General features: G+C 46.3%; 18 protein-coding genes. 11 read left to right on the forward strand and 7 right to left on the reverse strand.

What is annotated here, in order from left to right:
- Nucleotides 1–9 precede the first annotated feature (9 nt).
- From rpoZ to OCU30_RS11470, 6 genes are all read left to right on the forward strand, one after another.
- Nucleotides 10–282, forward strand: coding sequence for a DNA-directed RNA polymerase subunit omega (rpoZ, locus tag OCU30_RS11445; protein ID WP_077315162.1), 273 nt, complete (start codon nt 10–12; stop codon nt 280–282).
- Nucleotides 283–319: 37 nt separating this feature from the next.
- Nucleotides 320–2,446, forward strand: a complete 2,127-nt coding sequence (gene spoT, locus OCU30_RS11450) for a bifunctional GTP diphosphokinase/guanosine-3',5'-bis pyrophosphate 3'-pyrophosphohydrolase (RefSeq protein WP_077315163.1) — start codon at nt 320–322, stop codon at nt 2,444–2,446.
- 58 nt (nt 2,447–2,504) lie between these two features.
- A complete protein-coding gene (trmH, locus tag OCU30_RS11455) occupies nt 2,505–3,191 on the forward strand; it encodes a tRNA (guanosine(18)-2'-O)-methyltransferase TrmH (RefSeq protein WP_077315164.1) in 687 nt (228 codons plus the stop codon).
- Between the two features lie 130 nt (nt 3,192–3,321).
- Nucleotides 3,322–5,400 carry an ATP-dependent DNA helicase RecG gene (gene recG, locus OCU30_RS11460; RefSeq protein ID WP_077315165.1) on the forward strand — a complete coding sequence of 693 codons (2,079 nt, stop codon included), beginning with the start codon at nt 3,322–3,324 and terminating at the stop codon, nt 5,398–5,400.
- A gap of 90 nt (nt 5,401–5,490) precedes the next feature.
- A complete protein-coding gene (locus OCU30_RS11465; protein WP_077315166.1) occupies nt 5,491–6,057 on the forward strand; it encodes a hypothetical protein in 567 nt (188 codons plus the stop codon).
- A gap of 276 nt (nt 6,058–6,333) precedes the next feature.
- The gene (locus OCU30_RS11470; RefSeq protein ID WP_077315167.1) at nt 6,334–7,704 is read left to right on the forward strand and encodes a uracil-xanthine permease family protein; all 1,371 of its coding nucleotides are present in this window, start codon (nt 6,334–6,336) and stop codon (nt 7,702–7,704) included.
- 74 nt (nt 7,705–7,778) lie between these two features.
- On the opposite strand, the gene envZ is transcribed toward OCU30_RS11470, so the two are convergent.
- The 3 genes from envZ to greB all read right to left on the reverse strand — a co-directional run bounded on the left by envZ (nt 7,779) and on the right by greB (nt 10,539).
- Nucleotides 7,779–9,104, reverse strand: coding sequence for a two-component system sensor histidine kinase EnvZ (gene envZ, locus OCU30_RS11475; RefSeq protein WP_420856668.1), 1,326 nt, complete (start codon nt 9,102–9,104; stop codon nt 7,779–7,781).
- A gap of 66 nt (nt 9,105–9,170) precedes the next feature.
- Nucleotides 9,171–9,890 carry an osmolarity response regulator transcription factor OmpR gene (gene ompR / locus OCU30_RS11480; RefSeq protein WP_077315168.1) on the reverse strand — a complete coding sequence of 240 codons (720 nt, stop codon included), beginning with the start codon at nt 9,888–9,890 and terminating at the stop codon, nt 9,171–9,173.
- 163 nt (nt 9,891–10,053) lie between these two features.
- Nucleotides 10,054–10,539 carry a transcription elongation factor GreB gene (gene greB / locus OCU30_RS11485; RefSeq protein ID WP_077315169.1) on the reverse strand — a complete coding sequence of 162 codons (486 nt, stop codon included), beginning with the start codon at nt 10,537–10,539 and terminating at the stop codon, nt 10,054–10,056.
- Between the two features lie 396 nt (nt 10,540–10,935).
- Between greB and OCU30_RS11490 the strand changes: the two genes are divergently transcribed.
- Entirely contained in the window at nt 10,936–13,257 is a 2,322-nt protein-coding gene (locus OCU30_RS11490) for a Tex family protein (protein WP_077315170.1), read from the forward strand.
- A gap of 81 nt (nt 13,258–13,338) precedes the next feature.
- Here OCU30_RS11490 and OCU30_RS11495 read toward each other — a convergent pair whose 3' ends face one another.
- Both OCU30_RS11495 and bioH read right to left on the reverse strand, forming a co-directional pair.
- Nucleotides 13,339–13,812, reverse strand: coding sequence for an ATP-dependent Lon protease (locus OCU30_RS11495; protein WP_077315171.1), 474 nt, complete (start codon nt 13,810–13,812; stop codon nt 13,339–13,341).
- Nucleotides 13,813–13,929: 117 nt separating this feature from the next.
- The gene (gene bioH, locus OCU30_RS11500; RefSeq protein WP_077315172.1) at nt 13,930–14,733 is read right to left on the reverse strand and encodes a pimeloyl-ACP methyl ester esterase BioH; all 804 of its coding nucleotides are present in this window, start codon (nt 14,731–14,733) and stop codon (nt 13,930–13,932) included.
- An 84-nt stretch (nt 14,734–14,817) separates the two neighbouring features.
- Between bioH and OCU30_RS11505 the strand changes: the two genes are divergently transcribed.
- The 4 genes from OCU30_RS11505 to cysQ all read left to right on the forward strand — a co-directional run bounded on the left by OCU30_RS11505 (nt 14,818) and on the right by cysQ (nt 17,705).
- Entirely contained in the window at nt 14,818–15,528 is a 711-nt protein-coding gene (locus tag OCU30_RS11505; RefSeq protein WP_095532937.1) for a ComF family protein, read from the forward strand.
- Between the two features lie 94 nt (nt 15,529–15,622).
- A complete protein-coding gene (gene nfuA, locus OCU30_RS11510) occupies nt 15,623–16,210 on the forward strand; it encodes a Fe-S biogenesis protein NfuA (protein ID WP_095532938.1) in 588 nt (195 codons plus the stop codon).
- 82 nt (nt 16,211–16,292) lie between these two features.
- The gene (gene nudE / locus OCU30_RS11515) at nt 16,293–16,850 is read left to right on the forward strand and encodes an ADP compounds hydrolase NudE (protein WP_077315174.1); all 558 of its coding nucleotides are present in this window, start codon (nt 16,293–16,295) and stop codon (nt 16,848–16,850) included.
- Nucleotides 16,851–16,877: 27 nt separating this feature from the next.
- Nucleotides 16,878–17,705: a 3'(2'),5'-bisphosphate nucleotidase CysQ gene (gene cysQ, locus OCU30_RS11520; protein ID WP_077315175.1), complete on the forward strand. Its 828-nt coding sequence runs from the start codon at nt 16,878–16,880 to the stop codon at nt 17,703–17,705.
- A gap of 65 nt (nt 17,706–17,770) precedes the next feature.
- Here cysQ and OCU30_RS11525 read toward each other — a convergent pair whose 3' ends face one another.
- Nucleotides 17,771–18,529, reverse strand: a complete 759-nt coding sequence (locus tag OCU30_RS11525) for a type II secretion system protein N (protein ID WP_077315176.1) — start codon at nt 18,527–18,529, stop codon at nt 17,771–17,773.
- 1 nt (nt 18,530) lies between these two features.
- The gene (locus OCU30_RS11530; RefSeq protein ID WP_077315177.1) at nt 18,531–19,040 is read right to left on the reverse strand and encodes a type II secretion system protein M; all 510 of its coding nucleotides are present in this window, start codon (nt 19,038–19,040) and stop codon (nt 18,531–18,533) included.
- Between the last annotated feature and the right edge of the window lie 5 nt (nt 19,041–19,045).

Below are 19,045 nucleotides of genomic sequence, written 5' to 3' on the forward strand. Positions count from 1 at the left end.
GGAGTTCCCATGGCACGCGTAACTGTTCAAGACGCTGTTGAAAAAGTTGGTAACCGTTTCGACTTAGTTCTTATTGCGGCTCGCCGCGCACGTCAAATTCAAACTGGCGGCAAAGATGCATTAGTGCCGGAAGAGAATGATAAGCAAACCGTTATTGCTCTACGTGAGATTGAAGAAGGTCTGATCACAAAAGACGTACTTGATGCACGTGCACGCCAAGAGCAGCAAGAACAAGAAGCAGCAGAATTGGCCGCTGTAAGCAGCATCGTTCACAACCGTTAATTCTGCACTGGCATCAATTAACACTCGGGCCTGAAATTTGTATCTATTTGATAGTCTCAAGGACGTTGCCCAAGAGTACCTGACAGAGCCTCAAGTTGAGGCTCTACGTCGCTCTTATCAGGTAGCAAGAGATGCCCATGAAGGGCAAAACCGCTCAAGCGGAGAACCGTACATCATCCACCCTGTTGCTGTTGCTAGGATCCTCGCGGAAATGCGTTTGGATTTAGAAACATTGCAAGCGGCGTTGTTGCATGATGTCATCGAAGATACTGACGTCAGTAAAGAAGAACTCGAAGGTGAGTTTGGACATGCTGTGGCTGAACTCGTCGATGGAGTATCAAAACTCGATAAGTTGAAGTTTCGCGATCGCAAAGAGGCGCAGGCAGAAAACTTTCGTAAAATGATCCTCGCGATGGTTCAAGATATCCGCGTCATTCTTATCAAACTGTCCGATCGTACCCATAACATGCGTACTTTAGGCGCTTTACGCCCAGATAAACGTCGTCGTATTGCCCGAGAAACGCTGGAAATTTACGCTCCCCTTGCTCACCGCTTAGGTATTCACAACATTAAAACCGAACTCGAAGAGCTTGGTTTCGAAGCCTTATACCCTAATCGTTATCGCGTTCTTAAACGCGTGGTAAAAACCGCTCGCGGTAACCGCAAGGAAATGATTCAACGCATCCATGACGAAATTGAAGGTCGCATCGAAGAAGCAGGCTTACCAGCACGTGTCGTGGGTCGTGAAAAGAATTTGTACTCCATCTATAACAAGATGAAGACGAAAGAGCAGCGCTTCCATACCATCATGGATATCTACGCTTTCCGAGTTATAGTGGATACCGCCGATACTTGCTATCGCGCGCTCGGTCAAGTTCATAGTCTATATAAGCCACGTCCTGGCCGTATGAAAGATTACATCGCCGTGCCAAAAGCGAACGGCTACCAATCGATTCATACCTCTATGGTGGGGCCGCATGGCGTGCCAGTTGAAGTACAAATTCGTACTGAAGACATGGATCAAATGGCCGACAAAGGTGTCGCCGCTCACTGGGCTTATAAGTCCGATGGTGAGCGTGGCGGAACGACAGCACAAATCAAAGCACAGCGCTGGATGCAAAGCTTACTTGAGTTACAACAAAGTGCTGGCAACTCGTTTGAATTCATCGAAAATGTTAAATCGGATTTATTCCCTGACGAAATTTTTGTCTTCACACCAAAAGGTCGTATTGTTGAGCTCCCCGCGGGTGCCACTGCCGTCGATTTTGCGTACGCAGTACACACCGATATTGGTAACTCTTGTGTTGGCGCGCGTGTTGATCGCCTGCCGTATCCACTGAGCAAGCCGCTGAAAAGTGGCCAAGCGGTTGAAGTCATCAACGCACCGGGCGCTCGTCCGAATGCGGCATGGCTTAACTATGTCGTGACGTCACGTGCGCGCACCAAAATTCGTCAAGTACTAAAAACCATGCGTCGTGAAGATTCAGTCATGCTGGGTCGTCGCCTCTTAAATCATGCTTTGGGTGAATACACGTTAAGTGACATCAGCGAAGACAGTATTCAACAAGTACTGACTGGATTAAAAGTTCATTCGATTGATGAAATGCTGGCATCGATAGGACTCGGTGAGTTAATGAGCATTGTGATTGCTCGTCGCTTACTGGGTGATGTCGAAGAATTGGCGCATAACGGCACCGAAAAAATGGTGGCGACGTCAAAACATAAAATGCCAATCCGCGGCGCGGAAGGTATTTTGCTCACCTTTGCGAAATGTTGTCACCCTATCCCCGATGATTCCATCATTGCTCACGTGTCACCAGGGCGTGGTCTTGTGGTACACCGGGAAACCTGTCCAAATATTCGTGGCTATCAACGTGAGCCTGAAAAATACATGGCGGTGGAATGGAGTGATGATTATGAGCAGGAGTTTATTGCCGAATTAACCGTCGATATTCTTAATCGTCAAGGGGTATTGGCTGAGTTGACTAACGTCATTTCTCAGACCGGCTCTAACATTCAAGGCTTATCGACCGAAGAGCGCGACGGTAGACTTTATACTGTCACCATTCTTCTTACGACGCAGCATCGCGTACATTTAGCGAATATTATGCGTCGTATTCGTTTAATGCCTAATGCCCTCAAAGTAAGACGTAAAAAGCATTAATCTGTGTCTGGTTCCCTGCTCATAGCAGGGAACACCCTTTCTCAGGAACATCCGTGTTATGAATCCAGAACGTTATGCCCGAATTCAAGATGTACTGCGCGCACGTCAAACTGATCTCACTCTGTGCTTAGAAGAAGTGCATAAGCCCAACAATGTCTCGGCGATCATCCGCAGTGCCGATGCCACAGGCTTACATCGTATTCATGCTGTATGGCCAAATCAGCAGATGAAAACCCTCGCCCACACTTCGGCAGGCGCACGCAACTGGGTGGAAGTCGATACTCACGATACCATTCAAGCCGCCGTGAGTGAGCTAAAGAACCAAGGCATGCAAGTGTTAATTACCAACCTTTCCGATACCGCTGTCGATTTTCGCGATGTTGATTACACTCAGCCCACTGCGATTATCCTCGGTAGTGAAAAAACGGGGATCACTCCAGAAGCACTTGCGCTTGCCGATCAGGACATCGTTATTCCTATGGTTGGCATGGTACAGTCGCTCAATGTGTCGGTTGCGAGTGCGCTCATTTTGTATGAAGCACAACGTCAACGTCAAATTGCTGGAATGTATGACAGAAGTGAAAGCCGACTGTCACCAGAAACCATTCAGCGTATTCTATTTGAACGCGGCCATCCGGTACTTGCCAAAGTCGCCAAACGTAAAGGATTGCCTTACCCACCTTTAGATGATGAAGGGCAAATTCTCGCGGATCCAGCATGGTGGCAAGAGATGCAACGTGCTTAATCGTTACGCAAAATTCGAGAAAAGCGTCTAAACCGCACTATTTATCGCGAATAGCGCGGTTTTTTGCTGTACAAAAACACAGTCTGGTGTTTGAATAAATAGCAGTATAGTGCGTAAAGAGCTCGATAATATGTCTCAATTACTTTCTGCTGTTCCCCTAACCTCTTTATCTGGTGTTGGCGCTAAAGTCGCTGAAAAGCTAGAAAAAGTCGGCTTAGTGACCGTGCAAGATTTACTTTTTCACTTACCACTGCGTTACGAAGATAGAACCCGTATCTATCCGGTCGCAAAGTTGCACCCTGGTATCTGGGTGGCTGTGCAGGGGAAAGTAACGAGTGTCGATACCACTTTTGGTCGCCGCAAAATGTTAACGGTCAAACTGAGCGATGGTAACGGCTCGATCACGCTGCGCTTTTTTAACTTCAACGCTGGCATGAAAAACACCTTTACTGATGAGCGAATGGTGTATGCCTATGGAGAGATCAAACGCGGGCAGTATGGCCTCGAAATGGTGCATCCTGACTATAAGTTTTTCACTCCGGCAACGCAGCCCGATGTCGAACCAAACCTCACACCTGTTTACCCTACCACTGATGGTTTACGCCAAGCCACACTGCGTAATTTAACAGACCAAGCTCTAGCTCTACTAGACAAAGCAGCAGTACAAGAATTACTGCCCTCAGGGTTATATGATCATCAAATGACCTTGGGACAAGCTCTGCATATTATCCATCGTCCCGCGACTGATATTGATATTTCGCTCTTTGATGATGGTCGACATCCAGCGCAACTACGCTTAATCATGGAAGAATTGTTAGCGCAAAACCTTTCCATGCTCGCAGTACGTAGCCAAGGGCAACAAGATAAAGCATTACCTATTCCCACGTCTTTGGAGTGGAAAGCAGCACTATTAAATCAGTTACCTTTTACCCCCACTAACGCGCAAGATCGCGTGGTGAAAGAAATTGAAGCCGATTTAGTCCAGCCTTACCCTATGATGCGCTTAGTACAAGGCGATGTCGGATCAGGTAAAACCTTAGTTGCTGCATTGGCGGCCGTACATGCGATCGCGAGTGGCTATCAAGTTGCCCTTATGGCCCCAACCGAATTACTGGCCGAGCAACATGCGCTGAATTTTTCTGGCTGGTTTGCTTCCATGAACATCCAAGTGGGGTGGCTTGCCGGTAAGTTAAAAGGCAAAGCGAGAGACACTGAATTAGCGCGCATTGCCAGTGGTGAAGCGCAAATGGTCGTTGGTACTCACGCTCTGTTTCAAGAGCATGTGACATTTAATAATCTCGCATTAGTGATTATTGATGAGCAACACCGCTTTGGCGTCCACCAGCGCTTAGAACTACGTGAAAAAGGCATTCAGCAAGGTGCTTTTCCCCACCAGTTGATCATGACTGCCACCCCGATTCCACGGACATTAGCCATGACAGCGTATGCAGATCTCGAAACCTCCATCATCGATGAACTGCCACCAGGGCGAACACCCATACAAACCGTGGCTATTCCTGATACCAAGCGGGATACGATTATTGAGCGAGTTCGCCACGCCTGCCTTACGGAAGGGAAGCAAGCCTACTGGGTTTGCACTTTAATTGATGAATCTGAAGTTTTAGAAGCCCAAGCCGCCGCTGATATTGCCGAGGAACTACAAACAGCCCTGCCTGATGTCAAAATAGGTTTAGTTCACGGCCGCATGAAAGCCGCTGAAAAACAAGCCGTCATGCAAGCCTTTAAAAATAACGAACTCAACTTATTGGTCGCCACAACGGTCATTGAAGTTGGGGTAGATGTTCCTAATGCCAGTTTAATGATAATCGAAAACCCTGAGCGCTTAGGTCTTGCGCAGTTACATCAGTTGCGTGGTCGTGTCGGTCGTGGTTCCGTGGCTAGCCACTGTGTTCTGCTCTATCACGCCCCATTGTCCAAGACGGCGCAAAAACGCTTAGCGGTATTACGTGAAAGTAACGATGGTTTCGTGATTGCGCAGCGTGATTTAGACATTCGTGGTCCGGGCGAATTACTCGGGACTAAACAAACCGGCATCGCCGACTTTAAGATTGCCGATTTGTTACGAGATCAACCACTAATTCCCGAGGTTCAACGCATAGCTCGCTATATTCACGATCAATACCCTCAAAATGCTCATGCAATTATCGAGCGTTGGTTAGGAAGCCGAGAACATTATTCACATGCTTAGTATGCATATTGAATAATCTTAGCGAAATTCTGATGGGGCTGGACGGTGAAATGCGTACAATGAACATGAAATACATTATTTGAGGATGCTATGAATACCGCCACACTGATTAATGAGATCAAACAACGTATCGCTGAGGGCGAGAGCAAAGAGAAAATTTTTTCAAAGTATCGCTCGAACGTAGATAAAGAAAGCCGATTAGCGTTTCTGATTGCTTCCGTTGCCTCTCCTGAGCGCGTTGCAGAACATCGTAAATCCCATCTAACTTTAGTCAGCTTGGTATTCTTGCTAACTTTACCGATGATGTGGCTAGCCCATTACTTTGTGACGGAAATTCAACAACAAGGTGGCCCACTAGAATGGTTTTTCACCGCCTGTATTGGCTTATTATTTCCTGTCATTAATGGTTTTGGTATGTGGCGATTACGCTTGCACGCCTTCACCAACTTTTTAACTTTTGGTTTCTTGTTCATTGTCATGACAGTGATCACGATGCAACAGCATGCTATCTCACTGTCGCTGGGGATTGTCGCTGGTCTTCTCGCCGCCATCGCATTACTGACTTACTGTGTCTATGTACGTTCACTCCTTTACCCTAGCGTATCTTTAACTGGTTCTGTCAAAAAATCAGTCAACGGCAAATATCGCTTCGATTAACCATTATGAAAAATATTAATAATTGAATTTATTAATATTTTTCATCTCTTCTTTTCCTTTTTTTGAGAAAGTTATTTTTAACTCAATTAGCAAACGTTTGCTTTTGTTGCTAAAGACTCTATAATTTCGCCCTTAATTTGGTGGCACGTCCACCCATACCAATCTCGAACAGACTCTGACTAACAGCAATCACAGAGACTGTGTCTGTTCGACTTTGTTTACCCATTCAGCGTAAGCAAAGGAATTATGATAACTAGCAGGACACAACAGAAGATTATGACGACCAAAACCACCCCACGCAAAACTGAGTTGGTGTATCAATTGAATGATAAGCCGCCGATTCCACAAACCATCTTTGCTGCTATCCAGCATTTATTGGCAATGTTTGTCGCCGTTATCACACCAGCATTAATCATCTGTCAGTCTTTGGGAGTTCCCGCTGCAGAAACCAACACCATCATCAGTATGTCTTTGTTTGCTTCCGGAGTGTCTTCTTTTATTCAAATTCGGACAATCGGCCCAATTGGCTCAGGTCTGCTATCGATTCAAGGCACTAGCTTTAACTTTTTAGGTCCGATTATTGGGGCTGGTATGTCGTTAAAAGCAGGCGGGGCTGATGTACCAACCATGATGGCAGCAATCTTTGGAACCATTTTAGTCGCGTCATCGGCGGAAATTTTATTATCTCGCGTGCTGCAATATGCACAGAAAGTCATTACGCCACTCGTTTCTGGTATTGTGGTGACACTGATTGGTCTCACGCTTATCCAAGTCGGGTTGATTTCAATGGGCGGCGGATACGCAGCGATGGATAATCATACCTTTGGTAGCCTCTCAAACTTGGCGCTCGCCGGCGTCGTACTTGGGCTCATTGTCTTACTAAACCGCTCACGTAACCCATACATCCGTGTCTCTTCCATTGTCATTGCTATGCTAGTCGGGTACGTAATGGCGTACATGATGGGCATGGTAGATACATCAGCAACATCGAACAGTGACTGGGTTGCCTTGCCGATTCCAATGCAATTTGGTTTAAGTTTTGATTGGTCGCTCTTTATCCCACTGGTTCTGATTTTCTTCATTACTGCACTAGAAGCCATTGGTGATATTACGGCTACATCTGAAGTGTCTGGTGAGCCAGTCAAAGGGCCGGTGTACATGAAACGTATTAAAGGCGGTGTTTTAGCCGATGGTATTAATTCAGCATTAGCCGCGGTACTTAATAGCTTTCCAAACTCAACATTCAGCCAAAACAACGGCATAATCTTGCTCACCGGTGTGGCAAGCCGCTACGTCGGTTATTTTATTGCTGGTATGCTGGTTTTACTTGGCTTATTTCCAGGCGTCGCCAATTTTGTACAAATGATTCCAGAGCCTGTTTTGGGCGGCGCAACTATTGTTATGTTCGGTACGATCGCCGCAGCGGGAGTACGTATTATTTCTCGCGTAGACTTGGATCGCCGTGCCGTACTCATTATGGCACTGTCCTTTTCAATGGGATTAGGCATTGCACAAAAACCTGAAATTCTGCAATTTATGCCTGAATTTGTGAAAAACCTATTCTCCACGGGAATTGCGGCAGGTGGCATTACCGCCATCATTATGAACCTTATTTTACCTGCTCATAATGATGACGAAGAGGCTTAAGCTTATACGCCTTACTGACGTTAATCACGTCACAGCATAGATAAACGTCAGTAAACATGTCACTAACGGGAAGCTTAGCTTCCCGTTTTTGTATCGGCAGGAAAGCTAATCTGCACTTTTAATCCGCCTGAGGAACGATTACTCATCAGTACACGCCCCTGATGCTGACCAACAATGCGTTTAACGATCGCTAAGCCTAGCCCCGTACCTTCACTGCCGCGCGCGCGGTCACCACGGGTAAAAGGTTCAAATAGCGTCGCCACTTGCTCTTCAGGGATCCCTGGCCCATCATCTTCAACCGTCAGCCATACCATTTTACGATCAGCAGTCATACCGGATGACAAACGTACCCAACCATTGCCATAGCGGTAGGCATTGACAACTAAATTGGTCACGGCGCGCTTAATACCAATAGGGTTACCCCGCGCATTTAATATCGAGTCATTCAGCTCCCACCCTACGGTGTTTTCTCCTGCGAATGTCTCAGCAGTGGCAATTTCATTCGCAATATCGTTCAAATTCACCGCTTCAAAAGAGTCCACATTAATCGGTTTCAAGTAGTCCATGAACTGGCTAATGATCTCATTACACTCTTCAGTATCGCTGATAATGCCTTCAGCTAAATAACTGTCTTGTGGAGACATCATTTCCGTCGCTAAACGAATCCGTGTTAACGGCGTGCGCAAATCATGACTAATCCCTGCCATCAACAGCGCGCGATCTTCTTCCAAAGCCTGAATACCTTTCGACATTTGGTTAAAGGAGCGAGTGACTGACCGAATTTCAGTCGCTCCCTTCTCAGGAAGAGCCTCAGGAAACTCACCCTTACCGACTTGCTTAGCCGCTTTCTCTAACGCCAGTAATGGCCTATTTTGCAATCGAATGAATAACCAACCACCAGCCACAATCAAAAAAGCCATGATGATGCTGTTACGAAAGAGCGGAGCAAAATCTTTCTCACGTAGCTCTGATAACGGAATACGAATGAGCTGCCCAGGAAGCTCTTCAATACGAATCCACAATACATAGCTTTCTTTGCCCAGAGCCATGCGTACTTCGGTTGGTGAACCCAAATCTTGGGTCATTTCGTCACTCATTAGATCAATACTCACACCGCGCTTAAACTCTTGTGCTGCTGGGCTATGCTGAGAATGAATCGTCACTCCCAACTGCTCTAGCACTCTTTGGCGCTGCGGGGCATCTAATGCAATATGATTATTGCGGATCGAGTCATCCAACATCAGGTTAATTTCATGACCAAGAATTTTATTAAACTGCTGTAAGCTCGGCATTAAAGCGTAATTAAACACCGCGTAAAACGAGTACAGTTGGCTGGCAATCAATAACGAGAGAAATAACAGGATAGACTGAGTGAAGGAACTGCGAATTTTAATGCGCATAAGCACTCTTTAGTTGCAGATAAGGAAGAACACGAGCAGTGGCAGAGCACTGCTCGTCGTAACACATTATTTTAATTGGCCATCAGGGACAAATACATAACCCAAACCCCAAACGGTTTGAATGTACCGAGGTTTGCTTGGATCTTCTTCTAACATGCGGCGTAAACGCGAGATTTGCACATCAATCGAACGTTCCATTGCTGAATACTCACGACCGCGTGCCATGTTCATTAACTTGTCACGAGACAGTGGCTCACGCGCATTTAAGACTAACGCCTTCAACACCGCGAACTCGCCAGAGGTAAGCGGCATCGGCTCATCATTACGGTACATTTCACGGGTACCTAAGTTGAGGCGAAACTCACCAAATTCGACCATCGACTCTTCTGCACTCGGCGCGCCCGGCGCCTCAATCACTTGACGACGCAATACCGCTTTAATTCGTGCCAGTAGTTCACGAGGATTAAATGGCTTAGGCAAATAGTCATCCGCTCCGACTTCAAGCCCAACAATGCGATCAATTTCATCGCCTTTGGCGGTCAGCATCAATATTGGCAACATATTATTGGCATTGCGTAAGCGGCGACAAATCGATAGCCCATCTTCTCCCGGTAACATCAAATCCAAGACCATAAGATGGAAAGTTTCACGCGTAAGCAATCGATCCATTTGCTCACTATTAGCGACACTACGGACTTGAAAACCTTGCTCGGAGAGATAACGCTCGAGCAAAGAGCGTAGACGGGCGTCATCATCAACAACCAGAACTTTATAACTTTCTTGCATGGGATCCCTCATTGACTCACGCCAATTTATTTTTCTATTGTTATCAATGTATCACCAAGCGCCATGCAGGGTAATAAACAATTGTTAACGTTTGTGTCTTTACATTAAAACCTCGGTGATAGTCTCAGGTATACCCTACTCAACACCGGTCATATATGCCGATTTAAAGCTTACTTGGCGTATAGTCAATGCGATTAATGAACCACGTTTTTTTGCCTTGTGGCGTGACGACTTCAACATCATCATCCACCTCACGTTTGAGTAGCGCCCTCGCCATTGGTGAATCAATCGAAATGTAGTCTTTTTTATCGCCGTAAATTTCTTCCGGGCCAACAATGCGAAATCGTTTGATTTCCCCTTCTTCATTTTCAATTTCAACCCACGCCCCAAAGAAAACTTTACCATCTTGTTGAGGGGAATAATCCACAATGGTTAAGTCTGGCAGTAACTTACGTAAAAACCGCACGCGGCGATCGATTTGTCTCAACAGGCGTTTATTAAATGTGTAATCTGCATTTTCTGAACGGTCACCAAGACTCGCCGCCCAAGTGACAATTTTAGTGACTTCTGGGCGACGTTCATGCCAAAGATAATCATGTTCTTCTTTGAGCTGTTGATAGCCTTCTCGCGTAATCAGCTTCGTTTTCACTGCAATACCCCACGCTTGTTTACCCTATTATTCAGTGGCGAAAATAGCGTTTTTCCAGCGTATTTTCTAGTCCATAATAAAACCAAATACGTACTCAGACCGAGCGGCAGTTTATTGTAGCTTATCAGAGTGTTATTAAAACCACCTACCAGACACTTTGCTCCAACCATGCGCTCACCATCCTGTGACTGTCGGCGTTATAAAAAGCCTATCATGTGCCATCTTGTACCGTGCTTTTTCACCATATTACTGCCGCCTTTTGGTTAACGTGCGGCAAAACCATGAAAATTTGGGTTTAACAACACAAAATCACAGAAAGTATGAGCTCTGCTCTAGAAAATTGCACTTATACCCCCCATAAATAGAGCTGAATTTAAAAAACAAAGAGTGACACGGATGAGCAAAGCTATCTGTCAATTGATTGCCCAAGAACTGAATGTTCGTACAGAGCAAGTCAATGCAGCCGTAACCTTAATTGATGACGGAAATACCGTTCCTTTTATCGCACGTTACCGTAAAGAAGTAACCGGAGGACTCGACGATACGCAACTGCGTACCTTGGATAGTCGACTCACCTATTTACGGGAACTGGAAGAACGTCGTCAAACCATTGTCAAATCGATTGATGACCAAGGAAAATTGACGCCAGAATTAACTGAAGCCATTCAAAAAGCAGATAGCAAAACGCGCCTCGAAGATCTTTACTTACCCTATAAACCTAAGCGTCGAACTAAAGGGCAGATTGCTATCGAAGCTGGCTTAGAGCCGTTAGCCGTGACGCTATGGAATCATCCAGAAACCGATCCTGAAAACGAAGCGCACCGCTATCTTAATCCTGACCATAAAATTGACGATACCAAAGCAGCGTTGGATGGTGCCCGTTCTATCATGATGGAACGCATTGCAGAAGATGCCGATTTACTGGAGAAAATTCGCCATTACCTCAATCGTCATGCCGAAATAGTGTCACGCGTGATTGGTGGTAAAGAAGTCGCTGGTGAAAAATTTAAAGACTACTTCGAGCATAATGAAGCAATTGCCAAGGTGCCTTCACACCGTGCACTGGCGATGTTACGTGGCCGCAATGAAGGTTTCTTGTCCTTGAGCATGAATGCCGATCCTGGGCAAGAGGACTCCGTACGCCAATCTCATTGTGAAAACCTGATTACCGAACACTACGCTATTCACCTCAATAATGCGCCAGCCGATGCGTGGCGTAAGCAAGTGATTAGCTGGGCATGGCGTATTAAGATTGCGATGCACATGGAAACCGAGTTGATGGGCGCGATGAAAGAGCGTGCTGAGATCGACGCGATTGATGTCTTTGCTACCAACCTCAAAGATTTGCTTATGGCGGCCCCAGCAGGTCCAAAAGCCACGTTAGGTTTGGACCCAGGCTTGCGTACGGGCTGTAAAGTCGCGGTTGTCGACGCAACGGGCAAAGTACTTGCCACAGATACCATTTATCCACACCAACCGCAAAAGCAATACGATAAAGCGATGCATTCTGTCACGCAATTAATCCAACGTCATAATGTGGATTTAATTGCCATTGGTAACGGCACGGCTTCACGAGAAACCGATGCGTTCGCTGCTGATTTATTAAAGCGTGCCAATCTTAAAGTACAAAAAATCACCGTCAGTGAAGCAGGTGCGTCGGTGTACTCTGCATCTGAATTGGCGGCGAATGAATTCCCAAACATGGATGTATCTTTGCGCGGCGCAGTCTCTATTGCTCGACGCCTACAAGATCCACTGGCTGAATTAGTCAAAATTGACCCTAAGTCGATTGGAGTGGGCCAATACCAGCACGACGTCAGTCAATCATTGCTCTCTAAACGTCTTGATGCAGTGGTCGAAGACTGTGTAAACGCCGTCGGCGTTGATTTAAATATGGCATCAGCAGCGCTGTTGACGCGAGTCGCCGGTTTATCGACCACGCTCGCCGATAACATCGTCAAATACCGCGATGAGAATGGCCGTTTTAATGCACGTACTGAACTCAAAAAAGTAGCGCGATTAGGTCCGAAGGCATTTGAGCAATGTGCGGGTTTCCTACGCATCATGGAAGGGAAAAATCCATTAGATGCTTCTGCCGTTCACCCTGAGGCTTATCCGGTAGTGAAAACGATTGCCGAGAAAAACCAACAAAATATTCAACACCTAATTGGCAACACCGAATTTTTGCGTGGCTTGAAAGCTTCTGAATATACAGATGACAACTTTGGTGTCCCAACGGTAACTGACATCATCAAAGAGCTGGATAAACCGGGGCGCGATCCCCGTCCTGAGTTTAAAACAGCGACGTTTGCCGACGGCATTACCGAGGTGTCAGATCTTGAGCCGGGCATGGTACTAGAAGGGGTGGTCTCTAACGTCGCCAACTTTGGTGCCTTCGTCGATATCGGCGTACACCAAGATGGGTTAGTTCATATTTCTGCCCTATCTGATAGCTTTGTCTCTGACCCACGAGAAGTCGTTAAAGCGGGTGATATTGTGAAGATTAAAGTTATGGAAGTGGATGTGCAGCGTAAACGTATTGCTTTGTCGATGCGTTTGACTGATGAGCCGGGCCAAGATAATCGCACTAGCCGCCATAACGCGCCAAGTAAAGCGAGCGTTAAACCAAAAGCGAAAAACTCACCGAAAAAAACCGATGATTCCAATGGAGCCATGGGTGGTGCGTTCGCCGCCGCGTTTGCTAAAGCAAAACGTTAAACGATAAAAAAATCCCCACATCGCTGTGGGGATTTTTATATCGCCGTCTTTATCTAGGGAAGCTTGCACCTCTTAAGACTGCTACAAGATGGCTATCACTTCAGAGGGGGTGTTAGGAGCAATAGATTGACCATAATGAAATTTAATCACAGTCCTTCTTTGCGCCATTTGCCCTTCTGAGATCACCGCATCAATAATGCGCCGAGGGAGACGATAACGCATAGCATACCCTTTCCCCTGACTTTCACTGTAAGACGCCAAAGATAACAACTCGAACAACTTTTCTAAGTCACTCAGCGGAGCTTCTTCATTACGCTCCTCATGCGCAAGTTCCTCATGAGGATCCTCGTAACTCGGATGCTCAGCCGGATCCCAAGCTGATTGTTGACGCCGTTTATCATCTTCTTTTAGCTTACGATCTGCTGCTGCTTTTGCCATTTGCTCAGTGGCAGCCACAGGCTCCTTAACACGATTATCTCGTGTAACTTGCTCTGTATGCACATTCACCGATGGGGCGATCAGTGGTACACTGACATTGGTCGGTGACACAACCATGGCAATATCCTCCCCGTTTCGCCCAACCCAATAGATGCCTAAATTAAGCGTTTATTGGGACAGTATTTGTATCGGCCAAATCGTTAAAAATATAAGTGATTACGATAAATTAGTTCGTCAAACCGTGCGGGCATGCCGGTTATGCTCAATGAACTCAATCACTTCTTTAACAAATAACTGAGGCTCGGTAATGAAAGGAGCGTGAGAGGAGTGCGTCATAATAACGCTAGAGCTATGAGGCAAGTGGCGATCAAGATCTGCGGCAACTTTCACCGGCACCAGACCATCTAAGCGACCATAAATGCGCAGAAAAGGTTGTTCTATAGCGATTAAATCTTGTCTTAAATCGCACTGCGCTAATAAGTTCAGCCCATAGTGCAGCGCATCTGAATTGGGCGTAGGACGCGATAATACCGCCTGCTTTAATGCCTGAACATCCTCGCGAGCGGAGGGACTCCCCATAACCTGAAGCGCCATAAATTGCTCGATAGTGTTATTGAAATCCTTTTTTAGCTGCTGGGTAAACTCCGCAAGCACCTTAGACTGAATACCGCGCCACGGGCGGCCGCCGACCATGTTCTCCGCAGAAAATTTAGGCGATGAAGCTACCGTGATTAATTGGCTCACACGTTGCGGATAATAAAGCGCTAAATGCGAAGCAATCAAGCCTCCCATAGACCAGCCAATCCACACCGCTGTCTGCGGAGCTTGAGCCATCAACAATTCTGCCATTGCCGCTAAATCGTCAGCGTGAGTATCCCGGCTATGTCCATAACCGGGTAAATCGACCACGTGGACACAGCAATACTGACTCAATTGCTCTACCGTTTGCTGCCAAATAGCGCCATTCATTCCCCAGCCATGCAGTAATACAACATCGGGCCCACTTCCGCTGGTTTGCCAATATAATGGTGAAGACATATCACTACCTCTACGACTTTTTTCATCCCTTTTACAAGAGATATGCATCCATACTTTGGCGATGCGATGATAAACGTGATGCTTATGTTAGCGAATTGGTTACAAAAAAACATTAAAAGACAGATACCGCAATGCTGTCATTTATGCGGTTTATCTCTCGACAGTCCTCACGCGCTATCACTGTGCTCTGCGTGTCGATTAGCCTTACAGCCCACTCCCCGCTGTCAACGCTGCGGCTTAACGACCGCCATACCAACTAAACAATGCGGACGCTGCCTAAAAGAGCCACCATGGTGGCAGGCGCTGTATTGCATCGGTGACTACCGCTACCCGCTCACTCAGTACATTCATCAACTCAAATATCAGCGGCAATTTTGGTTAGCCAAGCCGCTCGCTCAGCAACTCTCCACTGTGATTACTGAACCCGCTCCTGTTTTATGCGCCGTTCCTATGCATTGGCGGCGTTACCTTTGGCGCGGATTTAATCAAAGCGATCAACTCGCCAAGCAATTAGCGCAACATTTACAAGTACAATATTGGCCGCATTTATTTCATCGCCAGCGGGCTACCGCACCGCAAAAAGGCTTACATCGAAAGCAAAGGCGACACAATTTGTATGGCGCGTTTGGCTTTACCACACCGATTTATGCCTTAGGGTCTCATGTTGCAATTATTGATGATGTTGTCACGACTGGCAGCACTCTAAAGCCACTTTGCCAGCTACTTACCAAGGTTGGAGTGACTCAGATTGATGTCTATTGCCTATGCAGAACGCCAGAACCCAGCGAACCTTGATCACGTACAAAAGTGCGATAAAAAGGACTGGATCATGCGTAAGACAAGAGTACAATATCGACAAATAGCCTACAAATTTACTCAGGTATTCGTCGTGTCAGAAATTATTACTATTACAGAAGAAGCCCAAAAACACTTTGGAAAACTACTGGGACAACAGCCAGAAGGAACGAACATTCGTGTGTTTGTGGTTAACCCAGGAACACAAAATGCTGAGTGCGGTGTCTCTTACTGTCCACCAGAAGCTGTCGAAGCCTCTGACACAGAGATCCCGCTCGAACAGTTCTCTGCCTATGTTGATGAGCTTAGCTTGCCATTCCTTGATGAAGCCGTCATTGACTTCGTTACCGATAAGCTAGGATCGCAGCTTACACTGAAAGCGCCTAATGCAAAAATGCGCAAAGTGTCAGATGATGCTCCGCTATTAGAGCGTTTAGAATATGCCATCCAAACGCAAGTGAATCCTCAGTTGGCAAGCCATGGTGGACACATTAGTTTGCTTGAAATCACTGAAGATGGCATTGCTATCATTCAATTCGGTGGCGGTTGTAATGGTTGCTCTCAGGTGGATATCACACTAAAAGATGGTATCGAAAAACAACTGTTAGAACAGTTCTCTGGTGAACTTAACGGCATTAAAGACTCAACAGAACATGCGCGTGGCGATCACTCTTACTTCTAAGATCGCTAAAAAAGCTGATGACTTGTCATCAGCTTTTTTCTTCATCGCTGCTTTCAAATATTCATTCGATTAGGATCCCGCTATGGCCGTGAAACAACCTCCTCAAATTCTCGCAAAAGACACCGTCGCACGCTCAAAGCTATTCGCCATTGAATCACTCGATTTACGGTTTTCTAATGGTGTTGAACGCACTTATGAGCGTATGAAACCGACGGGTCGTAACGCTGTGATGATGGTACCAGTGACTAAAGACGGCGATTTATTATTGATTCGTGAATACGGGGCTGGCACAGAAAACTATGAACTCGGCTTTCCTAAAGGGTTGATAGATCCAGGCGAAACCCCTGAAGTGGCGGCCGTGCGTGAGCTAAAAGAAGAAATTGGCTTTGGCGCGAATAAGCTGACAACACTTAAAGAAGTGATTCTTGCGCCGTCGTATTTTTCCAGCCGTATGACACTTTTTATTGCAGAAGATCTATACTCAGAAAAGCTAGAAGGCGATGAACCAGAGCCTTTAGACATTGTGCGCTGGCCCATAAGCCAAGCGGAAGAGCTGCTCACTCACCTTGATTTTAGTGAAGCTCGCTGTATCACGGCCTTACTGCTTGCCTTGAAAGTGTTAAATACTTCTCAGGCTTAATTTCTAATAAAAATAGGAATATCGTCTATGCCGACAGCAAAAGATCTTTCTCATTTGCTTCCTGATATTATCGCGATAGCGCGCAGTGCGGGGCAGATCATTCTCGATATTTATGAAAATCACGACTATGAAGCGTTTATTAAAAGCGACGACACCCCAGTAACGAGCGCCGATTATGCCGCTCATAAGCTCATTGTCGAGAAACTTCAAGAACTGACGCCTGATATTCCTATTTTGTCAGAAGAAGCCGCGAATATCGATTTAGCAACGCGTGAACAATGGGATCGCTATTGGCTCGTCGATCCGCTTGATGGTACACAAGAATTTATTGCACGCAGTGGTGATTTTGCTACTGTCATTGCCTTGGTTGAATATAATCATCCCGTAATGGGCGTAGTTTATGGCCCGGTGTCTGGTGTCACTTATTATGCTTACTCAGGTAAAGGCGCTTGGAAAATTCCGGATATGTCAGATAATATCCGCATTCAAACCCACCAGCATGAAACCCCCAACCAGTCGATTGCGATTGCGATTAGCCGTCGTCAAAACATTAACCGTATTACCGATAAGCTCAGTATTAATTGGAATTACGATTTGGTGCCACTTGGCTCAGCGGCTCTCAAAGCGTGCTTAGTCGCCGAGGGAGCTGTCGATTGTTATCTACGCCTAGGGCCTACGGGTGAATGGGATACTGCAGCCACACAATGCATTGTAGAAGAAGCTGGCGGTCGAATTTTAAATACGCGACTCGACCCATTGTCTTACAACGAACGTGACACGCTTGAAAATCCTAATTTCATTGTCCTTGGCGATCACTCCTTGCCGTGGAATCAAATATTAGATCGCGCTTGTTAAGCTTGGTGTAATAAAAAAGGAAAGCCATGATGCTTTCCTTTTTTTATGTATCAGGCATTGACTGACTAGAACTGTCCTGACCGATTAAAGTGGTAACGCCCTTGCCCATCGGGATCGGGTAGGCGCTTGAGCCATTTCGCTAACTCGGCTGGAAATTCAGCTTCTGGCTTAAACCATGACGTCACTTTATAGTTGGATGGCTGATTAAGGGTTACCGAAAATGAGCTGCTAACTTGCGCCGTCTTTTGAGTCCCTTGTACCGCAACGCGATTCTCCTCACAGCTTAGCTTCGCTACCACTTGTCCAAGCTTAAGCGGACTCACTGGCGTCGTCATTGAAGCCCCCGACCAGACTAGGCTACCAGTGGCACTTTTACACCACGGCTTAGCGTAATAAAACTCTTTTAGAGATAATTCCAGTTGACCTTTCACAGATACTGGGAGGGGTTGCGGGCTGTATTGTAGGACATGGCGCGCTGGCAATGACACAATCAAATTTTTGGCATAAGCGCCGTTGAAACCATAACCAACAACCCCACGACCATGCAGTTGCACTGCACTACCACGACCAAATCGTGTCGTCGCCTCAATGTTGCCAGCAAACAAGGCCGCTAGGCTTATATCCCAATCGAGCGCACCTAAGCCTTGGTTTTGCCAATGAACTTGTGAGGCGTGGCCATTCCATACACTACCACTAACCCCTGCGATTTGCAGTTGGGGTGGTATGGATACAAACTTCAACACCAATGCGGCAGGTAAATGCACAATGGCGCTAACTAGGAACACACTGACAAATAAGGCGATGAAGCTTATCTTCAATTTCATACTAAGCGCCTCGCTTTAATTGCAGGCGTTTAACGTCGACCAAACCTGGTTTTGCGCCTTTATCAATATCGAGATACTCAACGTCAATACCTTGCTTTTCTTTTAAGAACGCAATCCAATCTAGTAAATGAGAAAACGGCAATGGCTGTACCCACACTTGCATTTTGTTATCGCCTCGCGGCTGTACACGTATTAAGCCAATATTAAAATCGTTCGATGAGTTCGCAATAACGCGGTTTAACGGTTCTAACGCAGCTGTTTGCCCGCCTTGTTTGCGCAGAGCAACAATATGATCAGCTTTATCAGAGACCCAATTTAACAGCTGTTTTTCTGAATGTACGCGTGTTTTCGCCATGCTAATTCTTTGGTTCAGCGGTTGATAGAATCCCCAATACACGATACCTACGACCAAACATACAGCGGCGATAATCACGAGTCGCTGTTCGCGTTGCGTGATGCTACTCCACCACTGCTTAAGTTGTACCTGTAACGGCCCGGTTATGTTTGCCATCATTT

The sequence above is a fragment of the Vibrio palustris genome, assembly GCF_024346995.1.
GTDB classification, from domain to species: domain Bacteria; phylum Pseudomonadota; class Gammaproteobacteria; order Enterobacterales; family Vibrionaceae; genus Vibrio; species Vibrio palustris.